The organism is Negadavirga shengliensis (assembly GCF_042652345.1).
GTDB classification, from domain to species: Bacteria; Bacteroidota; Bacteroidia; order Cytophagales; family Cyclobacteriaceae; genus Negadavirga; species Negadavirga shengliensis.
On record NZ_JBHSJJ010000022.1, the window covers coordinates 21,824 to 44,710 of the forward strand.

The 22,887-nt window shown below is 44.1% G+C and carries 17 protein-coding genes; 5 read left to right on the plus strand and 12 right to left on the minus strand.

Annotated features, from left to right (window positions below; translation table 11 throughout):
• Window positions 1-7: 7 nt before the first annotated feature.
• Window positions 8-1,414 carry a 23S rRNA (uracil(1939)-C(5))-methyltransferase RlmD gene (gene rlmD / locus ACFPFU_RS23855; RefSeq protein WP_377068924.1) on the minus strand — a complete coding sequence of 469 codons (1,407 nt, stop codon included), beginning with the start codon at window positions 1,412-1,414 and terminating at the stop codon, window positions 8-10.
• A gap of 113 nt (window positions 1,415-1,527) precedes the next feature.
• Between rlmD and ACFPFU_RS23860 the strand changes: the two genes are divergently transcribed.
• Together ACFPFU_RS23860 and ACFPFU_RS23865 are read left to right on the plus strand one after the other, a co-directional pair.
• Window positions 1,528-2,340: an SDR family oxidoreductase gene (locus ACFPFU_RS23860; protein ID WP_377068926.1), complete on the plus strand. Its 813-nt coding sequence runs from the start codon at window positions 1,528-1,530 to the stop codon at window positions 2,338-2,340.
• A 7-nt stretch (window positions 2,341-2,347) separates the two neighbouring features.
• Window positions 2,348-6,349: an AAA domain-containing protein gene (locus tag ACFPFU_RS23865; RefSeq protein WP_377068928.1), complete on the plus strand. Its 4,002-nt coding sequence runs from the start codon at window positions 2,348-2,350 to the stop codon at window positions 6,347-6,349.
• Between the two features lie 356 nt (window positions 6,350-6,705).
• Here the strand turns inward: ACFPFU_RS23865 and ACFPFU_RS23870 are convergent, their stop codons facing one another.
• Genes ACFPFU_RS23870 through recQ form a run of 4 tightly spaced genes read right to left on the minus strand, consistent with a single transcriptional unit; the run spans window position 6,706 to window position 12,102 of the window.
• On the minus strand, window positions 6,706-7,203 hold the full coding sequence (locus ACFPFU_RS23870) for a gliding motility lipoprotein GldH (protein ID WP_377068930.1): 498 nt from the start codon (window positions 7,201-7,203) through the stop codon (window positions 6,706-6,708).
• Window positions 7,181-8,569 (minus strand): PSP1 domain-containing protein, encoded by a 1,389-nt coding sequence (locus ACFPFU_RS23875; RefSeq protein WP_377068932.1) that lies wholly within the window; start codon window positions 8,567-8,569, stop codon window positions 7,181-7,183. Before ACFPFU_RS23875 ends, ACFPFU_RS23870 begins: the two co-directional genes overlap by 23 nt.
• Window positions 8,570-8,614: 45 nt before the next feature.
• Entirely contained in the window at window positions 8,615-9,910 is a 1,296-nt protein-coding gene (gene purD / locus ACFPFU_RS23880; protein WP_377068934.1) for a phosphoribosylamine--glycine ligase, read from the minus strand.
• Window positions 9,911-9,924: 14 nt separating this feature from the next.
• On the minus strand, window positions 9,925-12,102 hold the full coding sequence (gene recQ, locus ACFPFU_RS23885) for a DNA helicase RecQ (protein ID WP_377068936.1): 2,178 nt from the start codon (window positions 12,100-12,102) through the stop codon (window positions 9,925-9,927).
• 100 nt (window positions 12,103-12,202) lie between these two features.
• On the opposite strand from recQ, the gene ACFPFU_RS23890 reads away from it, so the two are divergent.
• Window positions 12,203-13,171, plus strand: coding sequence for a KpsF/GutQ family sugar-phosphate isomerase (locus ACFPFU_RS23890; RefSeq protein ID WP_377068938.1), 969 nt, complete (start codon window positions 12,203-12,205; stop codon window positions 13,169-13,171).
• 3 nt (window positions 13,172-13,174) lie between these two features.
• Window positions 13,175-14,251 (plus strand): mannose-1-phosphate guanylyltransferase, encoded by a 1,077-nt coding sequence (locus tag ACFPFU_RS23895; protein WP_377068940.1) that lies wholly within the window; start codon window positions 13,175-13,177, stop codon window positions 14,249-14,251.
• A gap of 112 nt (window positions 14,252-14,363) precedes the next feature.
• Here the strand turns inward: ACFPFU_RS23895 and murQ are convergent, their stop codons facing one another.
• The 7 genes from murQ to ACFPFU_RS23930 form a co-directional block, all read right to left on the minus strand.
• Complete coding sequence (gene murQ / locus ACFPFU_RS23900) at window positions 14,364-15,185, minus strand: N-acetylmuramic acid 6-phosphate etherase (protein WP_377068942.1); 822 nt, start codon at window positions 15,183-15,185, stop codon at window positions 14,364-14,366.
• Entirely contained in the window at window positions 15,182-16,024 is an 843-nt protein-coding gene (locus ACFPFU_RS23905) for an N-acetylglucosamine kinase (RefSeq protein ID WP_377068944.1), read from the minus strand. Before ACFPFU_RS23905 ends, murQ begins: the two co-directional genes overlap by 4 nt.
• Before the next feature lies 1 nt (window position 16,025).
• The gene (locus ACFPFU_RS23910) at window positions 16,026-16,256 is read right to left on the minus strand and encodes a cytochrome b5 domain-containing protein (protein WP_377068946.1); all 231 of its coding nucleotides are present in this window, start codon (window positions 16,254-16,256) and stop codon (window positions 16,026-16,028) included.
• Between the two features lie 62 nt (window positions 16,257-16,318).
• Window positions 16,319-17,473: a formimidoylglutamase gene (locus tag ACFPFU_RS23915; protein WP_377068948.1), complete on the minus strand. Its 1,155-nt coding sequence runs from the start codon at window positions 17,471-17,473 to the stop codon at window positions 16,319-16,321.
• Between the two features lie 85 nt (window positions 17,474-17,558).
• Window positions 17,559-18,863: an NADH:ubiquinone reductase (Na(+)-transporting) subunit F gene (nqrF, locus tag ACFPFU_RS23920; RefSeq protein ID WP_377068950.1), complete on the minus strand. Its 1,305-nt coding sequence runs from the start codon at window positions 18,861-18,863 to the stop codon at window positions 17,559-17,561.
• 126 nt (window positions 18,864-18,989) lie between these two features.
• Window positions 18,990-19,832 (minus strand): acetyl-CoA carboxylase, carboxyltransferase subunit beta, encoded by an 843-nt coding sequence (gene accD / locus ACFPFU_RS23925; protein ID WP_377068952.1) that lies wholly within the window; start codon window positions 19,830-19,832, stop codon window positions 18,990-18,992.
• 88 nt (window positions 19,833-19,920) lie between these two features.
• On the minus strand, window positions 19,921-20,994 hold the full coding sequence (locus ACFPFU_RS23930; protein WP_377068954.1) for a mechanosensitive ion channel family protein: 1,074 nt from the start codon (window positions 20,992-20,994) through the stop codon (window positions 19,921-19,923).
• Window positions 20,995-21,203: 209 nt separating this feature from the next.
• On the opposite strand from ACFPFU_RS23930, the gene ACFPFU_RS23935 reads away from it, so the two are divergent.
• Window positions 21,204-22,841, plus strand: a complete 1,638-nt coding sequence (locus ACFPFU_RS23935; RefSeq protein ID WP_377068956.1) for a carbon starvation CstA family protein — start codon at window positions 21,204-21,206, stop codon at window positions 22,839-22,841.
• Window positions 22,842-22,887: the final 46 nt, after the last annotated feature.

A 22,887-nucleotide genomic window follows, 5' to 3' on the forward strand; every position in this document is an offset into this window, starting at 1 on the left:
TATCGGTTTATTTGTTTTTGGTTAACAACACTACATTTTCGACATGGTAGGTCTGCGGAAACATGTCTACGGGTTGAACCCTGTTTACGCTGTATTTTTCGGAGAGCAGGGCTATATCACGGGCCTGGGTAGCGGGATTACAGCTCACATAGACTATTTTTTCCGCCTCCAATCGGAGCATCATTTTCACCACGTCTTCATGCATGCCGGCCCTGGGCGGATCGGTGATGATTACATCCGGCTTCTCGTGGTTGGTGGTAAACTCCTCGTTAAGTATATCTTTCATGTCTCCGGCATAAAACAGGGTGTTCTCTATCCCGTTTATTTGGGAGTTTAACCGGGCATCTTCTATGGCAGCGTCCACATATTCTATACCAATTACCTGCTTGGCTTTCTGGGCAACAAAATTGGCAATGGTTCCGGTTCCGGTATAAAGGTCAAAGACCACTTCATCGCCTGTAAGACCGGCGAACTCCCGCGCTACTTGATACAGACGGTGAGCTTGTTCTGAGTTGGTCTGGTAAAATGATTTTGGACCTATTCTGAAACGGAGCCCTTCCATTTTTTCTTCTATATAATCCCTTCCGTGATAATTTAAAATTTCCAGGTCATGGAACGTCTCGTTTTTCTTCAGATTGATGACATACAACAGCGAAGTGATCCCGGGGAAATTCTCCTTGAGAAAATCCATGACCTTTTTTATGGCAGCATGGTTTTCTTCTCCGAATTGCACGATCACCATTATTTCTTCATTTGAAGAGGTTCTTATGATGAGATTTCTCAACACTCCTTCCTGCCTGATCATGTCGTAAAAAGAAATGTTTTCTTTCAGCGCGAAATCCCTTAGCCTGTTTCTTACTTCATTGGAAATATTGCCCTGTAAATGACAGTGCACTATGTCCACTATTTTATCGAAACGCTTAGGAATATGGAACCCGAGAGCGTTTCTCTCCAGGTTTTCTCCTGAATCTATCTGTTCACGGGTCAGCCACCGGTTGTTGGAAAAGGTAAAATCAAGCTTGTTGCGGTAATAACGGGTTTCCTTAGCACCGATGATGGGAGACACTTCCGGGAGGGGCACCTTGGCAATCCGTTCAAACTGGTCGATCACCTGCTGCCTTTTATATTCAAGTTGGAGTTCATAGGAAATATGTTGCCATTTGCAGCCACCGCATGTGCCGTAATGTTCGCAAAACGGTTCTGTCCGGTTTTCTGAGTATTTGTGGATATGTATGGCTTCTCCTTCCAGAAAACTGCTTTTCCCTTTTGTTACCCGTACATCCACTACGTCTCCGGGAGCCACATGGCTTACAAAAACCACTTTCCCTTCATAATGGCCCACGCATTTGCCTTCAGCCGCGATCCTTTCTATGGGAATCCGATGCAGGATCTTATTCTTCAATTTTCTTGACATAGGCTGCAAAATTAGTGATTTTCGGTGAAAGCCATTTGAAATAGAAACAATGCTTTTATTAAATTGGCCGGAATATAGTTGAAATACTTACCTTTAAATGGGATATGGATTTTATGAAATTGAAAGATAAAGTGGTGGTTGTTACAGGGGCTACTTCAGGAATAGGAGAAGCCTGCGCCCGTGTTTTTGGAAAAAACGGTGCCAAAATATGGATAACAGGCCGTAGCCAAATTAAACTTGACAATACCTTGCTCCGGCTTCAGAATGAAGGAATAACGTGTGCCGGCATAGTCTGTGATGCCGCAGACGAGTCACAGAATCAACTGATGGTGAAAGGGGCGGTGGAACGTTTTGGAAGAATCGATATGCTTATCAATAACGCAGGTATCAGCATGCGGGCCATGTTTCAGGATATGGATCTTGAAGTTTTTCACAAAGTCATGAACACCAATTTTATGGGTGCTGTCTATGCCACCAAGTTCTGTCTTCCGGAGATCCTGAAAAATAAAGGCACCATCATAGCCATGTCCTCCATTAATGGATTCAGGGGAACACCCGCCAGGACAGCGTACACGGCAAGCAAATACGCCATGAACGGATTCTTTGAATCGCTTCGAACGGAGGTAATGAAATCCGGGGTGCATGTATTGGTGGCCTGCCCCGGTTTTACCGCTTCCAACATCCGTAACAATGCACTTACAGCAGATGGCTCCATACAACAGGAGTCTCCCAGGGACGAAGAAAAAATGATGACTCCTGAGGAAGTGGCCAAGGCCATTTACAAGGCGGCTTTGAAAAGGAAAAGGGATCTGATATTGACAAGACAAGGGAAATTGGCTTCTTTTTTGAATAAATGGATGCCTGGTATCATGGATACGATTGTTTATAATCACATGGCGAAGGAAAAAGATTCTCCCTTTAAATGAATGGTTTATGCTAAAGGATATTTTTCAGGTTTATTTTAACAGATTGATTGATTTATCATCTGGTAACCGGTCTGTTTTTCTGCCCAAAATCATCAACAGTCAGATGATAGACCTAAAGGATTTTCATTTTTTGAACAATCATCCTGCATTTTTTTACATCACAGAGTTGGTGGGAAGAAAAAGAAATGTGCCATTGATACAGGTCCTGGATTCCAGGGACAAAAACGTGAACCAGCTGTCTGTAAGGCTAAAAAGACTTCATCAAAATGACAGATTTGCCGAAGAGGAAACAGGGGAAAAAACCCTTTTTGTCGGCTGGCCATTTGTTGAAGGCAAGTTGATCAACGACCAATTGATCCGGTGTCCGCTGATATTTTTCCCCGTCAGTATCGTTCATGAGGACAATACATGGTACCTGAGAAAAGCCATTGGCGAGGCCCCGTTTATCAATCCTACTTTTTTGCTGGCATATAGCCAGGCCCAAGGCAGGCCTTTTGACAAAGAGTGGCTGGAACAATCATTGGAAGATTTCTCCAAAGACCCTATAGGTTTCAGGACCGACCTGTACCACTACCTTAAAAACAAAGTCGAGTTGAATTTTGGAAGGGAAATATATCAGGATAAGCTTGAAATATTTCCCGAACAATCCAGAGCATATTTTGAAGAAAGCTTTAAAACAGGGATCTTAAAAATTCAACCTTATGCGGTTCTCGGACAGTTTTCCCAAAAGAGTTCCTCTCTAATGGATGATTACAAGCGGCTAATAACGGAATCGGATCATCAAACCTTGGAGGATTTGCTTTCCGCGCGGTTTGATCACGAAACAGGGGAAGAAAAGCGGCCTCAGGAAAACAATTTGTACAACACTTTCCCCATGGATGCCAGCCAGGAGGAGGTGTTAAAATTTGTGAAGCAAGGTATGTCATGCGTGGTTCAAGGCCCTCCCGGTACGGGCAAATCCCAGTTGATCTGTAATCTTATTTCCGATTTTATATCCAGAGGGAAGAAGGTTTTGGTGGTTTCGCAGAAAAGGGCAGCACTGGATGTCGTGTTTGAAAGGGTTTCGGCCCAGGGAATGGGCAATTTTACCGCCTTGGTCCATGATTATAGAAGTGACCGGAAGGAGCTTTATAAAAAAATAGCCCATCAGATCAGCTCATTGGAAAGTTATCAGGCACTCAACCGGTCGCTGGATGCGATCCAGTTGGAGCGGAGCTTTAGCCAGCTTTCCAGGCAAATAGAGAAGGACTCAGATTTTTTCGATGAGTACAAAGAAGCCCTTTATGATGACAAGGAATGCGGCGCACCTGTCAAGGAGTTGTATTTAACCTCCAGTATGAATGATGAGATAACCGATCTGACGCAGTATTACAGGTATTTCAGACTGGATGATCTGGATGCTTTTCTTCATGATTTTTCTGCCTATCAGACTTATTATAAACGGTATGAAGAACCGTCTTCTTTTTGGTTGCATCGGGTGGATTTCGCTGCTATGGGCCCTCAAGCTGTATCCAATATAAAAGCGATATTTGAAGAGATAGCCTCCGTAAAATACCAAACCCAAAAAGATCTCGGTGATCTGCTCGCCGATACATTTGAGTATCCGATCATTTATGAGTCTTTTGAGCACCGGGAAAAGTTGCAGGAACTGGCCAAAATGATAGACAGCCCGGATATCTTTGAGAAATTCAAAGCTTTAATGGGTTATGACAAATCCGTGTTTGACCGGTTGTGGCTGGAAAATAAGATAGAAATGATTGGCAGGCTTTTTTCCGGAGCGGGCATCGAGTGGAGTACCCCGGACGAGGAAGTTGAACCGATGCTGGAAAAAACGATTCACGCCTCCGACCAAATGGATTCCTGGATTGGTAAGATCATGTTGCGGTTTGATTCCAGGAAGTACGGAGATGTTGTGGCGCTTTTAGAGACAAATGGTTTGAAAAAAACCAAAGAGGGACTGGGAATACTGGCCCAGAAGCTGGAAAACCGGATGAACCTCAGTCATCAATACACCCTTCTGTCGCAAAAGAGTTGGATAAAGCTGCCCTCCAAACCGTTTGACTTAGCGGAGTTTGTCGAAGTCACAAATGTGTTAACGGCAGCCGTCCGTTCCCGTTTTATTATGACGGACTTAGGTGTTTTGTCTACCTATATTTTTAAAGCGAAGCTTTCCTACGGCCACTTCCACAACTTGTTGGCTGAAATGATAAGAATCACGGCTTGGATGGCTGACCACTTTCCTTCCTGGCAGAAATACCTTACTGAAATTCAAATCAAGCACTTGCTGAGTACTGCGGATGAGGAGAAACTTATTCCTGTAAAAATCAGATTGGCAAAAGATATAGATGACTTGGTCCGGTATGATGGCTTGAAGAAGAAAATGAATGAAGTCGAAAGAAAAGTAGTCGAAAAATTGATCGACGAGTTTCCCGATAAAGAGTTTGAGGAATTAAAACAAATATTTCTCTCCAGTCTGAAATTGAGTTGGGTGGGGCATTTGGAAGCAAAATATCCAGTGTTAAAAGAAATTCATGATTCCCAGATCAAGCAGCGTATCCAGGATTTTGGGAATGCCGTGGAGGAAAAATTGAAGGTGGCAAGGTTTATTGTGGAAATGAGACTCCGGGAAGATGTCTGTAAAAACCTTGAGTACAACCGGCTCAATAACATGATCACTTACAGGGAGTTAAATCACCAGGTGTTGAAAAAGAGGCAGGTTTGGGCGATCAAAAAACTCGTGGAAGAATTTGATGAGGAAGTATTTAGATTGATGCCCTGTTGGTTAGCATCTCCGGAAACGGCCTCTGCCTTATTTCCACTTCGTCCTTGTTTTGATCTGGTAATATTTGATGAGGCCAGCCAATGTTATTTCGAACGGGGGCTCCCCATCATGTTGCGGGGCAGACAGGTGGTGGTCGCGGGTGACAGCAATCAATTACAGCCCTATGATTTGTACCAGGCCAGGGTGCAGACTGAGGAAGAGGGGATGGAATTGGAAATCGATTCCCTGTTGGATATGGCCTCAAAATATTTTCCCAGCCACTCCCTTACCACCCATTACAGAAGCCAGACTTTGCCCTTGATCCATTTTTCCAATCTTCATTTTTATGACAACAGGCTATATATGCTGCCCGATCGGGAGGTGCTGAATTCAGGATACATCCCTATCCGTCTTATAAAAACAGACGGGGTTTGGGAAAACCAGATAAACAAAGAGGAGGCAGGGGAGGTGATCCGCCAACTGAAGAAAATATGGGAAGCCCATCCCAAAGATACCGTGGGAATCATCACATTTAATTATTTCCAGATGGTGCTGGTAAATGAGTTGATAGATGGGGAGTTTGGAGACAGCGGATTGGACCGGGTACGGGTAAAAAACATAGAAAACGTTCAGGGAGATGAGTATGACAGGGTGATTTTTTCGATAGGATATGCTCCTAATCCACAGGGGAAATTCACCGCAAACTTCGGGCTGCTGTCAAGAAAAGGGGGAGAGAACAGGCTGAATGTCGCCGTAACCAGAGCCAGGAAAGAAATTGTGCTTATTACTGGACTGGGTCCCGGAAACTTCAAAGAACACCATTTGACCAATCCCGGAGTCAGGGTATTGAAGGATTACATTCAGTATGCCAAAGAGGTTCAGGAGGGGAATATGCCTGACCGCCTGCCTTTTACCCATCCTGACTATCATGAAACCTGGTCGCTAAAGAACAGATTGATCAATACTTATGGAAACCATGAGGTTGTGGAAAACGACTATGACAAAATAATGGATTTGGAAGTCCAGGAAAACGGGAATGCCACCGCCGCCATTCTTACGGATGACCAGCGCTTCTTTGCCGCATTAAGTGCAAAAGAAGCCTTTGTGTATCACCCCCAAATGCTGACGCTCAAAAACTGGAGTATATTGTTCCTTTTCAGCCGGCAATATTGGATAGACAAGGAAGATCTATTACAGACCAAGCTTAAACTGAAAAGCACGGAAAAGGACGGAGAGGCCACCACCTAGGGATCAAGTCAGGGACCGGTTTTCGGGTCAACCAATGAATTTATTGTCCACGCCTGCCTGCACGCTGTCGCCATAGCTTTAGCGTAGGTGCCCGGCAGTCAGGAATTCCACCAATTGACACGAATTTCATGAAATGGTTCAGATCGTTGAGCCGTTTTTCCAAATATATAATTTCATCCAAATTATCTCCATCCTTCGTGCTGATTCCCCGAATGTCATTGACCGGGTTCGGGGCGGCCTGTGTAGACCTGTCCCGGACTTGGTTCGGGGGACTTGTTCGGGATTCGTGGACAACCATATGCCGCCGGAATTAGCTGTAACACCAACAAATTACCCGAATAACATTTGAGTTGACGCTAGTTTTTAGAAGGAGAAGTGATTTTTAATCCGACAGCTTCAATTCCTTTCAGGGTATCCTTTCTCATATACTGGACAAACTGGATTTTGCTTCGGTCATCCATCCCGCCAAATGGCAGGGTGTCATACAAAGTCAGCCGGTTTCCAAAACCCCGTCCGCTTGGTTTCCCGGTTTTGGAATCGAAAAGCCCCAAGTTGATCAAGGTGTCTTTTTTTATATGACCCACACTGTCTTTTAGAAAACAGCGTACATAGAGGTTATGAAATTCATAGTCATCATTGTATCTCACTCCTATTGTAGTGATCACATGATCATACGCCAGGCCGCTTAACTCACTTAACTCATATGTAACCGTATCGGACACTGCCCAACTCAGTGACTTAAAGCCAGTGAATTCTTCAAATATCCTATTTTCACTGCATGAGAAAAACCAAAACGAAAGCAAAAAAAGAAAAAAAGATGGGGAAATCCGGTTAAATCTCATTTGTATTGCCATTGTTGGGTCTGTTTTGCCCTCTTTTTTTATTATAGTTTCGTTTTTTGCTGGTTTTTTGCCCTCCTTCTTTTTTGTTAACGGCATCCTGGGTATTTTGAGGTGGGCTTCCTTGGTTCCGCGCCTGATTTCTTGGGCTTTTTCTGTTTCCTTTACGGTTTTTTTGCCCACTGTTTTTGGTCCTGTCCGTAGTGGTCTGCCGTGGCCCAGGTTTTAGTTCCGGCTGAACGGATAGGCTATCCACGCCGGTCTTTTTAGGCTTTGCTTTTCTTTTTTTCTTTTTCTTGGATTGGGAAAACTTTTTGTCCAACAATTCCAGGTCCTTATTGGATTTGCCGGTTTCTACTTCGCCTTCAAAAGCCTTATCCTGCTTGAGATTGAAAGGCATAATTCCTCCTTCGTTCATCTCAAGGATATCTTTTACCCTTTCACAATCGATAGAGTGCCAATTATTGTCGTCGTTGTAGCTGAACCACATCAGCTTTCTGAAAATATCCGTTTTTTGGAGTTTTGCAGGCCCTGCTTCTGTCTGCAGCGGTTTGTCTACGGATGGGATATCCTTAAGTGCGGCCATATAGCTGTCAAGCTCATAATTCAGACAACACTTTAACCGGCCACATTGCCCGGAAAGCTTGCTTGGATTCAGGGAAAGGTTTTGGTAACGGGCTGCTGAAGTGGTTACACTTTTAAAATCGTGGATCCAGGTCGCACAACATAATTCCCTGCCGCATACTCCTATTCCACCAAGCCGCCCGGCTTCCTGACGAAGGCTTATCTGCCTCATTTCCACGCGTATTTTGAATTCAGACGCAAGGATCTTGATGAGTTCTCTGAAGTCCACCCTGTCATCAGCGGAATAATAGAAGGTGGCCTTTGAATTGTCGGCTTGGTACTCGATGTCAGAAAGTTTCATTTCCAGTCCCAGTTCCTCAATGATCTGCTTGCTTCTGTATAAGGTAGGGATTTCCCTGTTTTTGGCCTCCTGCCACTTTTCCAGATCCTTTTGGTTCGCAAGCCGGTAAATCTTTAAAATGTTATCGTCATTCTTGATTTTCCTTTTTTGCATCTGAAGCCGCACAAGTTCTCCCTGTAGCGAAATGTAACCTATATGGTGGCCATTGGGAACATCCACGACCACTGGGTCACCGGTGGTGAGCTGTAGATGGTCTACATTTCTGAAATAATCTTTCCGTCCTCCTTTGAACTTCACCTCTATGATGTCGAATTTATCCACTTCAGGTATCCCCATATGGGATAACCAGTCAAAAGAGTTCATTTTATTGCAATCGCCCGTACCGCAGCTGCCGTTATTCTGACAGCCCCCGACAGTAGCCGGGTTGCCGGTAGAGCAGTTATTACATCCTGCCATAATATTATATTTTAGGGAGTTGCCTCCTCGTGAATATGGGAAATTTCATTTTGCGTAAGCCAGTATATCCTGTCCGATATCCCTACGGTAATTTACATTTTCCCAACTGATCTGACTGACTCTTTCATATGCGTTAGAAATGGCTTCCTCCACACTTTTCCCCTTTCCTGTAATGCCGAGCACCCTGCCTCCATTTGTTTGGACAGTGCCATCTTTTGTCAAAGATGTACCCGCATGAAAAGTGATCGATGAAGTGTTGTTATCCGCATGAAGTCCAGTTATTTTTTTTCCTTTTTCGTAGGACTCAGGATATCCTCCTGCTACCATAACGACTGTTGAAGTAACGAAATTCTCGGTTTGCAAGGTATAATTGGCCAAGCCTTTGGTGGCTATGGCTTTCAAAAGTGCCACAAAGTCACTTTTTATCCTTGGCAATACGGCCTGCGTTTCCGGGTCCCCCATCCTTACATTGTATTCTATCACCTTGGGTTGGCCGTCGACGTTCATTAGCCCGATGAAAAGAAAACCCCGGTAATCTATGTTTTCTTTTTTTAGCCCTTCGATGGTGGGCTTGACGATTTCTTCCTCAACTTTATCCATGAAAGCCTGGTCCGCAAAAGGCACAGGGCTTATGGCCCCCATACCACCTGTATTGGGCCCCGTATCTTTTTCACCAATTCTTTTATAGTCCTTTGCCTCAGGGAGGATTTTGTAACTTTCCCCGTCGGTGGCTACAAACACCGACAGTTCTATTCCGGAAAGGAATTCCTCAATCACCACCTTCGCTGATGCTTCTCCGAATTTCTTTTCCAACAACATTTCCCTGAAGCTTGCTTCCGCTTCCTCGTAGGATTGACAGATGAGCACGCCTTTTCCAGCTGCCAGGCCATCAGCCTTCAATACCACCGGTAACTTTTGTTTCCGGATAAAAGAAAGTCCTTCATTTAATGTGTCTTCGGTAAAGGTATCATACCCGGCAGTGGGGATGTTATTCGCTTTCATGAACTGCTTGGAAAAATCCTTGCTGCCCTCCAAGGTGGCCCCAAGTTGGTCCGGACCTACTATGGGCAGATGAGATGTTTCGGGATTGCTGCTCAAATAATTTCTTAATCCCTTCACCAAGGGTTCTTCGGGTCCCACAACCAAAAGATCAACAGATTCCCTTATACATGTGTCCTTGATGTTCTGAAAGTCGGTTACGTTTATGGGGAGGTTAATGCCCAATTCGGATGTTCCGGCATTTCCGGGGGCAATGTATAATTTTTTGCAGAGATTACTTTGTTTTATTTTCCAGGCAAAAGCATGTTCTCTTCCGCCGCTACCTACCAGCAATATGTTCATTTGTTTCTTTTGGTTTAATTTGCATGGTCTGATATGAATTTGATCCGGTATACCCTGATCTCTTCTTCCGAAAAGTCGTCGTCTTCCAGCTCCAGCATGGCATCCCGGATTTTGTCAGTATCAGCCGTCATGAAATAATCGTGGAGGATGTCTTCCCGCTCATCGTCCATGATGTTGTGTATATAATAGTTGATATTCAGTTTAGTGCCGCTGTATATGATCTGTTCAATTTCATGCAGGAGTTCCCCCATGCTGATGTTCAGATTGTTGGCGATTTCATCCAGATCGATTTTCCTGTCAATCTGTTGGATGATGGATATTTTTACTTTAGACCTGGTGCCTGATGTTTTGACGACCACATCTGAAGCCGTGATGATCTCGTTTTCCTCCACATAATTTTCAATGAGTTTCAGAAAGCTAGCGCCAAACTTGGCTACTTTTCCCATTCCGACCCCGTTTATCTGAGCCAGTTCGTCACGGGTAGTAGGATATACGGTAGCCATTTCTTCTAAAGAAGGGTCTTGAAAAATTACGTAAGGGGGGAGGTTTTTGGCCTTGGCTACTTTTTTCCTTTCAGCTTTCAGCAACTCAAAAAGCTTTTCGTCGTAAGCTTTTCCCATGCCGCCCATCTCTTCCGAAGATACAGTTTCTGACATTTCTTCAAAATTGTGGTTTTTGCTTAAGGTTACGGGATAGGGGTTTTTTTCGAAACTTTCACTTTTATCAGAAAGCAGGATAACGCCATAATTTTCAATATCTTTTTCCAAAAGCCCAAAGATCATGGCCTGCCTGATCACTGTTTTCCAATGAACTTCATCCTGTTCTCTGCCCCTACCAAAGACAGAGAGCCTGTCGTGATGGTAACTTTCAATATAATCATCTTTTTCCCCTCTGATGAGGCTGACGATATGATCCATGCTAAAGCGTTGTTTCGTCTCTTTGACCGCTTTTATTACCGTCAAAACGTCTTCTTGGCCATCAAAGGTTTCTTTGGACTTTTTGCAGTTATCGCAATAGCCACAGTCTTTTTCAAGGCTTTCTCCAAAATAATGGAGCAAAAACCTCCGCCGGCATACCGAACTTTCAGCATACGCGGCCATTTCCTGTAAGAGCACCTTGGCATTTTCCCGCTCGTTTACCGGTTTGTCCTTGTTGAATTTCTCCAGTTTGATGATATCATCGTAACGGTAAAACATCAGACAGTGGCCTTCCAGACCATCTCTTCCTGCCCTTCCGGTTTCTTGGTAATAGCCCTCCAATGATTTGGGGACATCGTAATGGATCACATATCTCACATCGGGCTTGTCGATCCCCATGCCAAAAGCAATGGTGGCAACGATGACGTCCACCTCCTCATTAAGGAAATCGTCTTGGTTTTTTACCCTTACATTTCCTTCAAGTCCCGCATGATAGGGGGCTGAACTGATTCCGTTGACCTTAAGAAGTTCCGCTATTTCCTCCACTTTTTTTCTGCTGAGGCAATAAATGATCCCGGATTTCCCCTTTTGTGACTTGATATATTTGATGATCTCTTTCTTGGTTTCGTTCTTAACTTTGGGCCTGACTTCGTAATACAGGTTGGTCCTGTTAAAAGAAGATTTATAAAGGTCTGCCTCCTCCATCTGGAGGTTGCGCTGTATGTCCTGCTGCACTTTGGGAGTGGCTGTCGCCGTCAAAGCGATGACAGGTAAATTATTGCCGATCTGGGCGATGATTGATTTTATTTTCCGGTACTCGGGCCTGAAGTCATGCCCCCATTCTGAGATGCAATGGGCTTCATCAATGGCCACAAAACTGACATTAGCCGTTTTAAGGAAGTTGACGTTTTCTTCTTTTGTGAGGGACTCAGGTGCCACATACAGTAATTTGGTCAGACCGGACTGGACTTCGCTCTTGACCTTGTTGGTTTCTGATTTACTGAGGGTGGAGTTAAGAAAATGGGCATTGATCCCAAAGCTGTTGAGCTGATCTACCTGGTTTTTCATCAAGGCAATCAGAGGAGAGATGACAATGGCTGTACCTTCTTTGATAACGGCAGGAAGCTGATAGCAGAGAGATTTCCCTGCTCCGGTAGGCATGATGACAAAGGTATTATTCCCTTCTAATATATTGTCGACAATTGCTTGCTGGTTTCCTCTGAATTGGTTGAAACCGAATATTCTCTTTAGGTTTTCTTTTACAATATTATCCACTTCACATTTAGGTTAATGAGTTGCACCTTGCTAGCCATTAAAAGATTAATGTATTTCTTTTCCTACCTTTGTACAAAATTAACAATTAACAACTGTAAAATTGAAATTACTAAAAAATATTAAAAGCACTGCTATAAAAGTACTTCAAAACGAATCAGATGCCATCAGAAATATGATAAATTTTGTAGACAGCGACTTTGAAGCCTGTGTGAGTGATATATTGGCATCTCCGGGCAGGGTAGTGGTCACAGGCATCGGTAAAAGCGCCATTATATCAAATAAAATTGTAGCAACACTGAATTCCACCGGAACTCCTTCTTTATTTATGCATGCAGCCGATGCAATTCATGGGGATTTGGGTATGATAAAAAAAGAAGATTTCGTAATATGCGTATCGAAAAGCGGAAATACCCCCGAGATTAAAGTTCTGGTACCACTTTTAAAAAGATCAGGTAATAAATTGGTGGCATTGGTATGCAATATAAATAGTTATCTGGCCGAGCAGTCGGATTATGTTCTCAATGCCAGCATCACGGAGGAGGCCTGCCCTAATAATTTGGCGCCCACGACCAGTACTACCGCACAGTTGGCGTTAGGGGATGCATTGGCCATATGCCTGCTTGAAGCAAGAGGGTTTACCGCGGCTGATTTCGCCAGATACCATCCCGGAGGATCTTTGGGCAAGCAACTTTACCTTACCGTGGGAGATATCATGGACAGACAGCTGCTGCCGGCAGTGGGAGAAGCGGCCTCATTAAAAGATGTTATATTGGAAATCAGCAGTAAAAGGCTGGGAGCAACCGCCGTATTGGATGAAAACCGGAATCTTAAAGGAATCATTACGGACGGCGACTTAAGGAGGATGCTTCAGCAGAATCCCGATCTCTCTAAAATAAAAGCAAAGGAAATCATGACAGATTCTCCTAAGACGATCATGTCCAATGAATATGCCATCAGAGCATTGAATATGATGAAAGCCCATAATATTACTCAACTGGTGGTTCAGGATGGCAAAAGAACGGTAGGGTTTATTCATATTCATGATTTGATGAAAGAAGGCATAGTTTAGACAATGGAAAAGAAAGACAAATATGTAGTCATATTGGCGGGAGGAGTAGGGATAAAATTTTGGCCGTATAGCAGAAACAGCAAGCCAAAGCAATTTCTGGATCTGTTGGGTACAGGCAAAACCCTCCTGCAAATGACCTTTGACCGGTTCAGACAGCACTATGATGCAGCTAGTTTTTTGGTAGTAACCAATAAAAAATATGCCCATCTGGTTAAACAGCAGCTTCCTGAATTGTCAGAAAACCAGATATTGATGGAACCTTTGCGGAGAAATACAGCGGCATCCATCGCTTTGGCCAGCTATAAGATCAAAAAAATGAATCCGAAAGCCAAAGTATTGATCAGTCCCTCGGATCAGCTGATTTTCAACGAATACATTTTTTTCCAGGCTATAAATAAAGCATTTGAGGGAGCTGAAGCCGGTCACAACCTGATCACGATAGGGATACAGCCCAACCGACCTGATACCAGCTATGGGTATATCCAGTATATAGAGGAGGACCAGGCCGAAGTAAAAAAGGTAAAGACCTTTACCGAAAAACCCAATGCGCAATTGGCTGCAACTTTTCTCGAAAGTGGGGATTTTGTCTGGAACTCGGGGATGTTTGTGTGGAAGAACCAAAGCATAATCAATGCCATAGAAAAACATATCCCCGAACTGGCAGAAGCTTTTGAGGATGGGGAAGACTATTTTTGTACGGAAAAAGAATCTGAATTTCTAAGGAAGGCCTACAGCCTGATTAAAAACATATCCGTTGACCATGGTATTCTGGAGAAATCCAACGCGGTATACGTGGTATTGGGAGACTTCGGCTGGTCGGATCTGGGGTCCTGGCAAAACCTGTATGAGGTGAGCAACAAAGACATCCATAAGAATGCGGTGAACGGGAATGCCCTTCTGTATGATACCCAAAACTGTTACATTAAACTCCCGCCCGAAAAACTGCTGGTAGTACATGGTTTGAAGGATTACCTTATCAGTGAAAGTGACAACGTCTTGCTTATTTGTAAGCTTAAAGAGGAAGACAGGTTCCGGGAGTTTGTCAATGACGCCAAAAAAGTCAATGACGGATATATTTAAGAGAAGAGTGATCCGACACAATGGTTTTGCTTTCTAATATCGAAAACCGGCAAAAGATAGATCAGGCGGTTCTCAAAATATCCGGGTGTTGGTGTCTCAGAAGCAATGTAGGTTACTGAGACAACCGCCCCCCTTTCTCATGGTAATCCACGGCCGCCCGTACCGACCCGTATTCGATCAACAGCTGTCTTGCCCGTTCTTCATCCAGCCCTGTAGCTTCCATGATCATTTTCGTGCCACGATTTACGAGTTTTTTGTTTGAAAGCTGCATGTCCACCATTTTGTTGCCCTTCACTTTGCCCAACTTGATCATCACACTGGTAGAAATCATGTTAAGCGCGAGTTTCTGGGCTGTTCCGGATTTCATTCTGGTGCTTCCCGTGACAAATTCAGGTCCCACAACGATTTCGACCGGAAATTGTACAGCTTTAGCCAAGGGACTCCCTTCGTTACAGGTAATGCATCCGGTCAACAAACCGTTAGTTCTTGCTTCGGTTACCCCCCCTATGACATAAGGCGTGGTACCGGAGGCGGCGATCCCAATGACGGTATCGTATGGGTTGGTCCCGTGGCTGAGGATATCTTTCCAGGCTTGATCTGGGTTGTCTTCTGCATTTTCGACCGCCTTTCTGATGGCCTGGTCCCCGCCCGCAATGATGCCTATGACCATATCATGAGGCACTCCGTATGTTGGAGGGCATTCGGAGGCATCCAAAATTCCCAATCGGCCGCTCGTGCCCGCTCCTATGTAAAATAAGCGGCCTCCTTTTTGCATTCTGGGAACGATTTCGGATACCAGTTTTTCAATCTGGGGTAAAGCATTACCCACCGCCATGGGAACGGTCCTGTCTTCCCGGTTCATGTTGCTGAGCAGTTCTTTGATGCTCATTTTTTCCAAGTGGTCGTAATAGGAAGGGCTTTCTGTCGTGCTCATATTTTTTGCTGATGGTATAGGGTTAATCCCGCTATGGGGGTTTCGAGAATAATTTGGATATCGGCATTCATATCAAGCCCTACTTTTCTAAGAATGTCGCTGTTGTAAAATGCAATGGATCCGACGAAGTTCACCGTTTTATTTTGGTAGTTTTCATACCTCGTCACATGCCGGATAAAGAAATCTTTAAACGCATTGTAAATCAGGCTGTAGCAGTAAGGATCAGATTTATACGTGGCTACAAATTTGCTGAAACCGGCCATATACCTGTTAGGGAAAGGTTTTTTATATACATTTTCCTGTATGGTCAATATGGAGAGCTCGAGTTCTTGAAGGGCCATTTTTCTAATGTGGGAAGGCATATCGTCATATATGAAATCTTGCAGAAAATGCTTGCCTATATACGCGCCGCCTCCTTCATCACCCAGAAGATAGCCTGGGGATGGTCTGCTGTTGATGATGTTTTCTCCGTCATAATCCCCACTGTTCGAACCTGTGCCCAGGATACAGGCGATACCGGGTTGGTGACCACATGTGGCCCTCGCAGCGGCCATCAGGTCATGGTCCACATGCACCCTTGCTTCTTCAAAAATGCTGTTGAACAGCCTTCTTACGGTTTCCTGGTTTTTTTCAGAAGTACATCCGGCACCATAAAAATAGACTTCCTGAATTTTGCCCCTGAGTTCCAAAAGATCAGCAACCTGCAGGTCTGCAAGCATCTCTTCTTCTTTCTGGTAGTAGGGATTAAAACCCACCGTCCTGAATTGGGTGATTTTGCCGTTAGAATGGATGACTCTCCAGTCGGTTTTGCTGGAGCCACTGTCCGCTATCAATATCATTTTATGAAATCAGATATCCAATTGGTTTGAATTTGTCAAACACATTTTCATTATGAGGGGCATCTTTTAGCTCTTCGGTAAGGTCTTGACCTGCCCAGTGTTCGTAATGCTGTCCGTTTCGCCAAAGCCTTGAAGCAGTAACATCATAGACCATGCCTTTATAAGCTATCCATATTTCGGGTTTATCCTGCCCGTTTCTGAGCGCCAGCTGATTTTTAGTGACGCTGATCATGCGATGACGGCCACAAATATAGAAAAATCCTTATGCTTAATCTTTGGCATCGGAGAGATATGTCAATACATTTTGAGTTGGGCATTGATCCATCTTTCCGGGATTTCCCCCTTTTGTGCAGTTTGATAGTCCTGATAGCTGCATGGAATGATGGTGTCTCTGCTGTACTTTTCATTTCCGGTGCCCGGGATCTCCATCCACCACTTCCCACTCAATTTGCTTTTATAAAAATATAGGATTGATGGTTTGGAATCCAGGGAAACGGTATATTTTGTATAGTCACTGCCCTGAAACGAGAGACTGTCTTTTCTGTGGTAAAACCCTTCAATAAAATACCACAGCATGGTTGCGATTACTGCGGCGGTTTTTTTTCTGGGATCATCAAAGGTGGCGTGGTAGCCAAATATACCGGCGGAACTTAGCTTTTCGTTCATCCCTGCGAACCAACAGATCTGACAAGCTTCTTCAGCAGAAAGCCCAAACGGCTGGGCATCCACGGCACCCGGTGCATCGGTTGACTGAATGGCGCAGACATCAAAACTCAGCAGATCGGCATTTCTTATTAAAGGCTCCACCTCTTTAAAATTTTCCCTTAACTTACCTAACCTGACATGATCGAAATACAATTTTTCAAGCGTATTGACAAGCTCATTATCAGTGAGGAAACTTTGATATGCCAAGTGGCAATAATTAAAAAGAAAATTTGGTTTTCGCAATATGATTTCCTGGGAATGGATTTCTTGGGGAGTGCCGGTGTCTTCCATGTCCATTTTGGCATCTATTGTAAGAAGGCTCACCAGTTTTTTCATATGCTGGTAGGAAAGATATTGACCGATATCAAGGTCATGGCTTCCTCCTATAAATAGGGGAAGCACTTGCATTTTCAGCAGTAATTCGCCGACTGAACTTAAAACAGCAATTGTTTCTTTTAAATTTCCGCCCGGTTTCAAATTCCCCAGATCGGCTATTTTGTAAGCCACCTGGCCCTTTTTTAATTGGAACAGTTTTTCCCTTATTGCCGTGGTGCTGGTGTTGTCGTTTTCAATATCTGCATGAGACCCCCTATATTCTTCTATTCCGATGATGGCAACCTGAATCCCCTCCAGGTTGGGAAAAGTCTCTCCGTGATAATGGATGTGGTTAAAAAAAGCGTTATGGCCATAGGTTTTTCGGATTAATTTTTCAGGAATAGGGTCAAAAAAAACTTGTAAATCCATGGAATATGATTTGAATAGTGGGCGTTAAATTTACGCAATAGCAGAAAATAAAAAAAGTCCCGCATAACTACGGGACCTTGTTTTTTTACCCTCCAAAGTCATCAAATCTGATGTTTTCCTTTGGAACCCCTAAATCATCCAGCATTTTCAAAACCGCCGAGTTCATCAAAGGAGGGCCACAAAGGTAATATTCAATCTCATCCGGCTCGTCAATCTGCTTGAGATAGTTGTCATAGAGCACCTGGTGGATAAAGCCTACGTAACCGTCGCCTTCTTTGTCGTCCAGTGATTTTTTTACTTTCCAATTGTCTTCGGGAAGCGGTTCTGAGAGGCCTATATGGAAATTGAAATTGGGGAAATCCTTTTCTATATCCCTGAAGTGATCCACATAAAAAAGTTCTTTTTTGGAACGGCCACCGTACCAGTAGGAGACTTTACGGTTGGTCTTTTCTGTATGGAAGAGGTGAAAGAGATGAGATCTGAGAGGAGCCATGCCAGCACCCCCACCGATGTATATCATTTCTCTCTGAGTAGGGTTGATATGGAATTCACCGTATGGTCCGGAGATGGTTACTTTATCGCCTGCTTTTCGGGAAAATACATAAGAGGAGCAAACACCGGGGTTGACATCCATCCATTTGTTGTTGGCCCTGTCCCATGGCGGTGTGGCTATCCTGATGGTAAGCATGACGATGTTGCCTTCCGCGGGGTGATTGGCCATGGAATATGCTCTGAAAATCTCCTCATCATTCTTCATTACCAGGTCCCATAAGCCGAATTTATCCCAATCACTTTGATAGACGTCTTGCGGGTGGCCAAGCTCGGGATGAGGCGTGATGTCCATTTCTTTGAAATTCACCGTGAGTGAAGGTACATCAATCTGTATATATCCCCCTGGCTCGAAATCCAGTGTTTCCCCCTCAGGTAGTTTTACTTTGAATTCTTTGATAAAGGTAGAAACGTTATAATTTGAAATGACCTCACACTCCCATTTTTTAATACCGAAGATTTCTTCAGGTATTCTGATCTTCATGTCACTTTTTACTTTGACCTGACACGAAAGTCTTACGTTATTCTGCTGCTCCGCTCTGCTGAGGTGCCCCACTTCTGTAGGAAGAACTTCCCCTCCGCCCTCATCTATGGTACACTTGCACATGGCACAGGTACCGCCCCCACCGCAGGCTGAGGGTAGGAATATTTTCTTGTTACTCAATGTGGATAATAAAGTAGAGCCGGCTGAGGTAATCAGCGGATTTTTCTCATCCCCGTTAATAATAATTTTGACATCCCCGGAAGCAACCAATTTAGATTGAGCAAAAAGAAGGACAAAAACAAGTAGCAGAATGATTATGGTGAAAGCTACAATCGATGTAATGATTACTGAACTCATTTAATAACAGATTTTATCTTATCAGTACGGTACTGGTTTTGAAGTTGCACAAATATATTTATTATTCCCCAAAACCGTTAAGAATATCATAGAATTTAATTGGGTAGATTTTTTCGGAATGGCGGTCTAGTTTTTTAATAAACTCAATAAAGTGGTGATTCTGCTTTTCAGCTGTCTTCTGTCGATAATGAAATCCAAAAAACCGTGCTCCAATACAAATTCGGAGCTTTGAAAGCCTTTGGGAAGATCTTTGCCGATGGTTTCCCGGATAACTCTCGGCCCCGCGAAGCCGATCAAGGCTCCAGGTTCGGCGATATTGAAATCTCCCAGCATGGCGTAAGAGGCCGTGACTCCCCCTGTGGTAGGGTCTGTTATCAGGGATATATAAGGTATGCCCGCTTCATCCAAAAGTGCCAGTTTGGCAGAAGTTTTGGCCATTTGCATCAGGCTGAAACCGGCCTCCATCATCCTGGCCCCACCTGACTTGGAAATCATCATGAAAGGTATCTTGTGCTTGAGGGCATAATCTATGGCCCGGGATATTTTTTCACCCACCACAGCACCCATAGAGCCTCCGATAAAATTAAAATCCATGCAGGTGATGACGATTTCCATCCCGCTTAATTTTCCTACACCTGTCCTGGCGGCATCTTTTAAAGAAGTCTTTTCAATGGTTTCTTTGATCCGGGTGGTATAGGGTTTGCTGTCCACAAAATTTAAAGGATCGGCGGAACTCATATCCTTGTTCAGTTCGGTGAATTTATTGTCATCAAAAAGGATTTCGAAGTATTCTTTGGAGCCGATCTTTACATGATAGTCATCATCCGGACATACATAAGAGTTGTTTTTCAGTTCCCTGGTGTGGATGATATTGCCCTTTGGGGTCTTATACCAAAGGCCGTCGGGGGCGTCTTTTTTTTCCTCTGTGGAGGTTTTTATGCCAGCGTCTTTTCTTTTAAACCAAGCCATAAATTGTTTTTCTTTTTTTAACCGAAAAGCCTTTCGGGATTACAAATTTATGGGTAATATCCATTAAATAAAATCAAAATCTGCTTTCTCATCCGGAAAAAGGGGGCTGGGGATTTTCCTCTAAGGAATCCTTTTCCATCAACACCCTTGTTTTTGGAAGAGAAAGGGGGTATTTTTCCTGTATGTAGGTGAGCATTCTTTCCCGGACGAGACATCTTAGGTCAAAGGCAGTAGGACTGTCCACAGCACTCATCAGGCATCGGAGTTCCACCGTCCTTTCTTTGACATCGGTTACCTGTAATACCTGTACTTTCCGGTCCCACAGCGGGGTGTTGTCCAATATCTCTTTGAGTTTCTTCTTAAGGTCCTGTACAGGGACAGTGTGGTCAACATATAAAAAAACAGTTCCCCAAATGTCAGCGGTGGTTCTGGTCCAGTTTTGGAATGGGGTCTCCAGAAAATAGGTAATCGGGAGTACCAGCCGCCGCTGGTCCCATATCCTGACCACCACATAAGTGAGATTGATTTCCTCGACCCGTCCCCATTCTCCTTCCACCACGACCACGTCATCTATCCGTATGGGTTGGGTGAAGGCAATCTGGAATCCGGCCAGCAAATTGGCAATGGATTTCTGGGCAGCAAAACCGATGATAATACCCACAATCCCGGCTGAAGTGAGAAGTCCCGCGCCTACTTTCCTTGCCGATTCAAAATTCATTAAAATGGCCGCGAAGGCGAGAACCACCACCACAATGAGAAAGATTTTCCGGATGAATCCTACCTGTGTGAGGATACGGCGCTCTTTCAGGTTATCGGCTTTGTCATAAGCATACCTTTCCAGGAAGGAATGCCTCAGTACGTTGGAAAGTTCTATGATTATCCAGGTAAGGTTAACGATAAACAACACAATAAAAATCGGTTGATCTTTGATATAGACGAGGTCATCCGGTGAAAAATACGGTTCAAAAATCGGGAAGATAACAAAGAACAATCCCCATTTAAGGGATTTTGAAAACTTCAGGAGTGCAATTTTTCCTTTTTCTGTCCGCGGCTTATAAAAAAAACCTGCGATGTACTTAAAACTGAAATAAAGGACCACATGGCTGAATGCCAGGATAAATAGGGTGACTATGACAAATATCGCTTTCTCGTTTAGCATCATCTTCAAGACTTAGGTGGAAGTAATAATTGAAAAGCAGCTGTATTGGGATTAATACATGGGATCAGGTTTTTTGAAGGGATTATCTTTAAGTTACAGATAAAACGGCTACACTTTCTGATAAAATCGAAATTCTGTTTATCTTTATTTTTTGTTGGCGCAGGCCACTAAACCTTACAAGAAAGCTTAAGTTAAAAATTTATTACCATACCATGCAATTAATCCATCTGTTTCTTTTTTCGGCTGTCATACTTATTGGCGCCTATTTTATTTATGGGAAATATGTTTTCAAGAAGTTTAAAATTGATAACAACAACATCACCCCTTCCCATAGATTAAAGGATGGTGTGGATTATGTGCCCAGTAAGCCCATTGTGGTATTGGGGCACCACTTTGCTTCAATAGCCGGTGCCGGCCCTATCGTAGGACCTATCATCGCCATCACTTTCGGATGGATCCCAGCAGTCATCTGGATACTGGTAGGGGGCATTTTTTTTGGTGCGGTACATGACCTGGGAAGCATGGTGGCCTCTTTGAGAAACGACGGGAAATCCATAGGAGTGATCATCCAGAACAATATCGGAAGCAAAGGGAAGCGGCTTTTTATCCTTTTTAGTTTTTCCACACTCATACTGATTATCGCCGTATTTGCTGACATCATCGCCAAAACGTTCATCAACAATCCCGGCGTGGCCTCGGCTTCCATATTGTTCATTTTGCTGGCCATTGTCTTCGGTTTTGTAACCAAGTTCACCGCAGATAGAAAATCCGCCTTTGCGGTAGCCTCGGTATTGGGGATAGGGATCATGTATTATTTTGTTTATCTGGGCATGCAGATACCGTTTGTGCTGGACTATCAGATGTGGATTTACATTTTGTTGCTGTATGCTTTTATTGCTTCAGTTACACCGGTTTCCATGTTGTTGCAGCCAAGGGATTATCTGAACAGTTTTTTGTTGTATGGGTTGATCCTGGCGGCAATAGTGGGGGTGATGTTTGCCAATCCGACGATCGTAATGGATACCGAAGTCCATGTCTCAGCGGAAAACCTGGGGTATATCTTTCCTGTTTTGTTTGTCACCATCGCCTGTGGAGCCATCAGCGGCTTTCATTCCCTAGTGGCATCAGGGACCACCTCGAAGCAGATAGACAGGGAGGAGGATACCAAGGTAGTGGGCTTTGGGGGAATGCTCATCGAATCCTTTTTGGCCATTATTTCGGTGGGGGCCGTGGTTGTTTTGACCCGGTCAGATTACCTTTCCAGGTTAAGCGAGCAGGGACCGGTCCCGTTGTTTGCGGATGGTCTTGGGTCTATCATTGCAGCAATGGGGATCTCCGAGGGGTTTGCGGTCGGGTTTGTGGCGCTAACCGTGTCGGCCTTTGCCCTGACTACCCTGGATACCTGTACCAGACTGGCGCGTTTTACTTTACAGGAATATTTTGAAGATGTCCAACAACCGGTAGGGAGAAGAATTTCCCAAAACAGATACGTATCAACCGGCGTAGTCGTCGTTCTTTCTGTATTGCTATTGGGCAGTGGCGGGTTTACCACACTTTGGCCCATATTTGGGTCAGCCAACCAATTGTTGGCGGCGCTGGCCCTTCTTACGGTTTCGGTGTGGCTGATCAAGAAAAAGGTCAACCCTACCTTTGTGACCATTCCTATGTTTTTCATGTTTACGGTTACCCTCAGTTCCCTGGGGTTATTTGCCTGGCATAACTTTCAGCAGGAAACCTATGTATTGGCCGCGATAGCGTCCATTTTGTTCGTGCTTTCCTTTGCGTTGATCTTTCTGGCCAAAAAAAGCCTCTCCAAAGAAGTGGAGATAAAAGAGATGGTAAAAGGTTAATCCTGAAGGTATATCATTAAAAAAGGGGAGGCATGATACAGTGTCT

Coding starts and splice junctions, on each gene's coding strand:
- ACFPFU_RS23915 (WP_377068948.1), bottom strand. CDS start 17,473: ATGGATTTACAAGTTTTTTTTGACCCTATTCCTGAAAAATTAATCCGA.
- nqrF (WP_377068950.1), bottom strand. CDS start 18,863: ATGAGTTCAGTAATCATTACATCGATTGTAGCTTTCACCATAATCATT.
- ACFPFU_RS23895 (WP_377068940.1), top strand. CDS start 13,175: ATGGAAAAGAAAGACAAATATGTAGTCATATTGGCGGGAGGAGTAGGG.
- ACFPFU_RS23935 (WP_377068956.1), top strand. CDS start 21,204: ATGCAATTAATCCATCTGTTTCTTTTTTCGGCTGTCATACTTATTGGC.
- murQ (WP_377068942.1), bottom strand. CDS start 15,185: ATGAGCACGACAGAAAGCCCTTCCTATTACGACCACTTGGAAAAAATG.
- ACFPFU_RS23930 (WP_377068954.1), bottom strand. CDS start 20,994: ATGATGCTAAACGAGAAAGCGATATTTGTCATAGTCACCCTATTTATC.
- ACFPFU_RS23865 (WP_377068928.1), top strand. CDS start 2,348: ATGCTAAAGGATATTTTTCAGGTTTATTTTAACAGATTGATTGATTTA.
- purD (WP_377068934.1), bottom strand. CDS start 9,910: ATGAACATATTGCTGGTAGGTAGCGGCGGAAGAGAACATGCTTTTGCC.
- rlmD (WP_377068924.1), bottom strand. CDS start 1,414: ATGTCAAGAAAATTGAAGAATAAGATCCTGCATCGGATTCCCATAGAA.
- ACFPFU_RS23870 (WP_377068930.1), bottom strand. CDS start 7,203: ATGGCAATACAAATGAGATTTAACCGGATTTCCCCATCTTTTTTTCTT.
- ACFPFU_RS23905 (WP_377068944.1), bottom strand. CDS start 16,024: ATGATATTGATAGCGGACAGTGGCTCCAGCAAAACCGACTGGAGAGTC.
- ACFPFU_RS23875 (WP_377068932.1), bottom strand. CDS start 8,569: ATGGCAGGATGTAATAACTGCTCTACCGGCAACCCGGCTACTGTCGGG.
- accD (WP_377068952.1), bottom strand. CDS start 19,832: ATGGCTTGGTTTAAAAGAAAAGACGCTGGCATAAAAACCTCCACAGAG.
- ACFPFU_RS23860 (WP_377068926.1), top strand. CDS start 1,528: ATGAAATTGAAAGATAAAGTGGTGGTTGTTACAGGGGCTACTTCAGGA.
- ACFPFU_RS23910 (WP_377068946.1), bottom strand. CDS start 16,256: ATGATCAGCGTCACTAAAAATCAGCTGGCGCTCAGAAACGGGCAGGAT.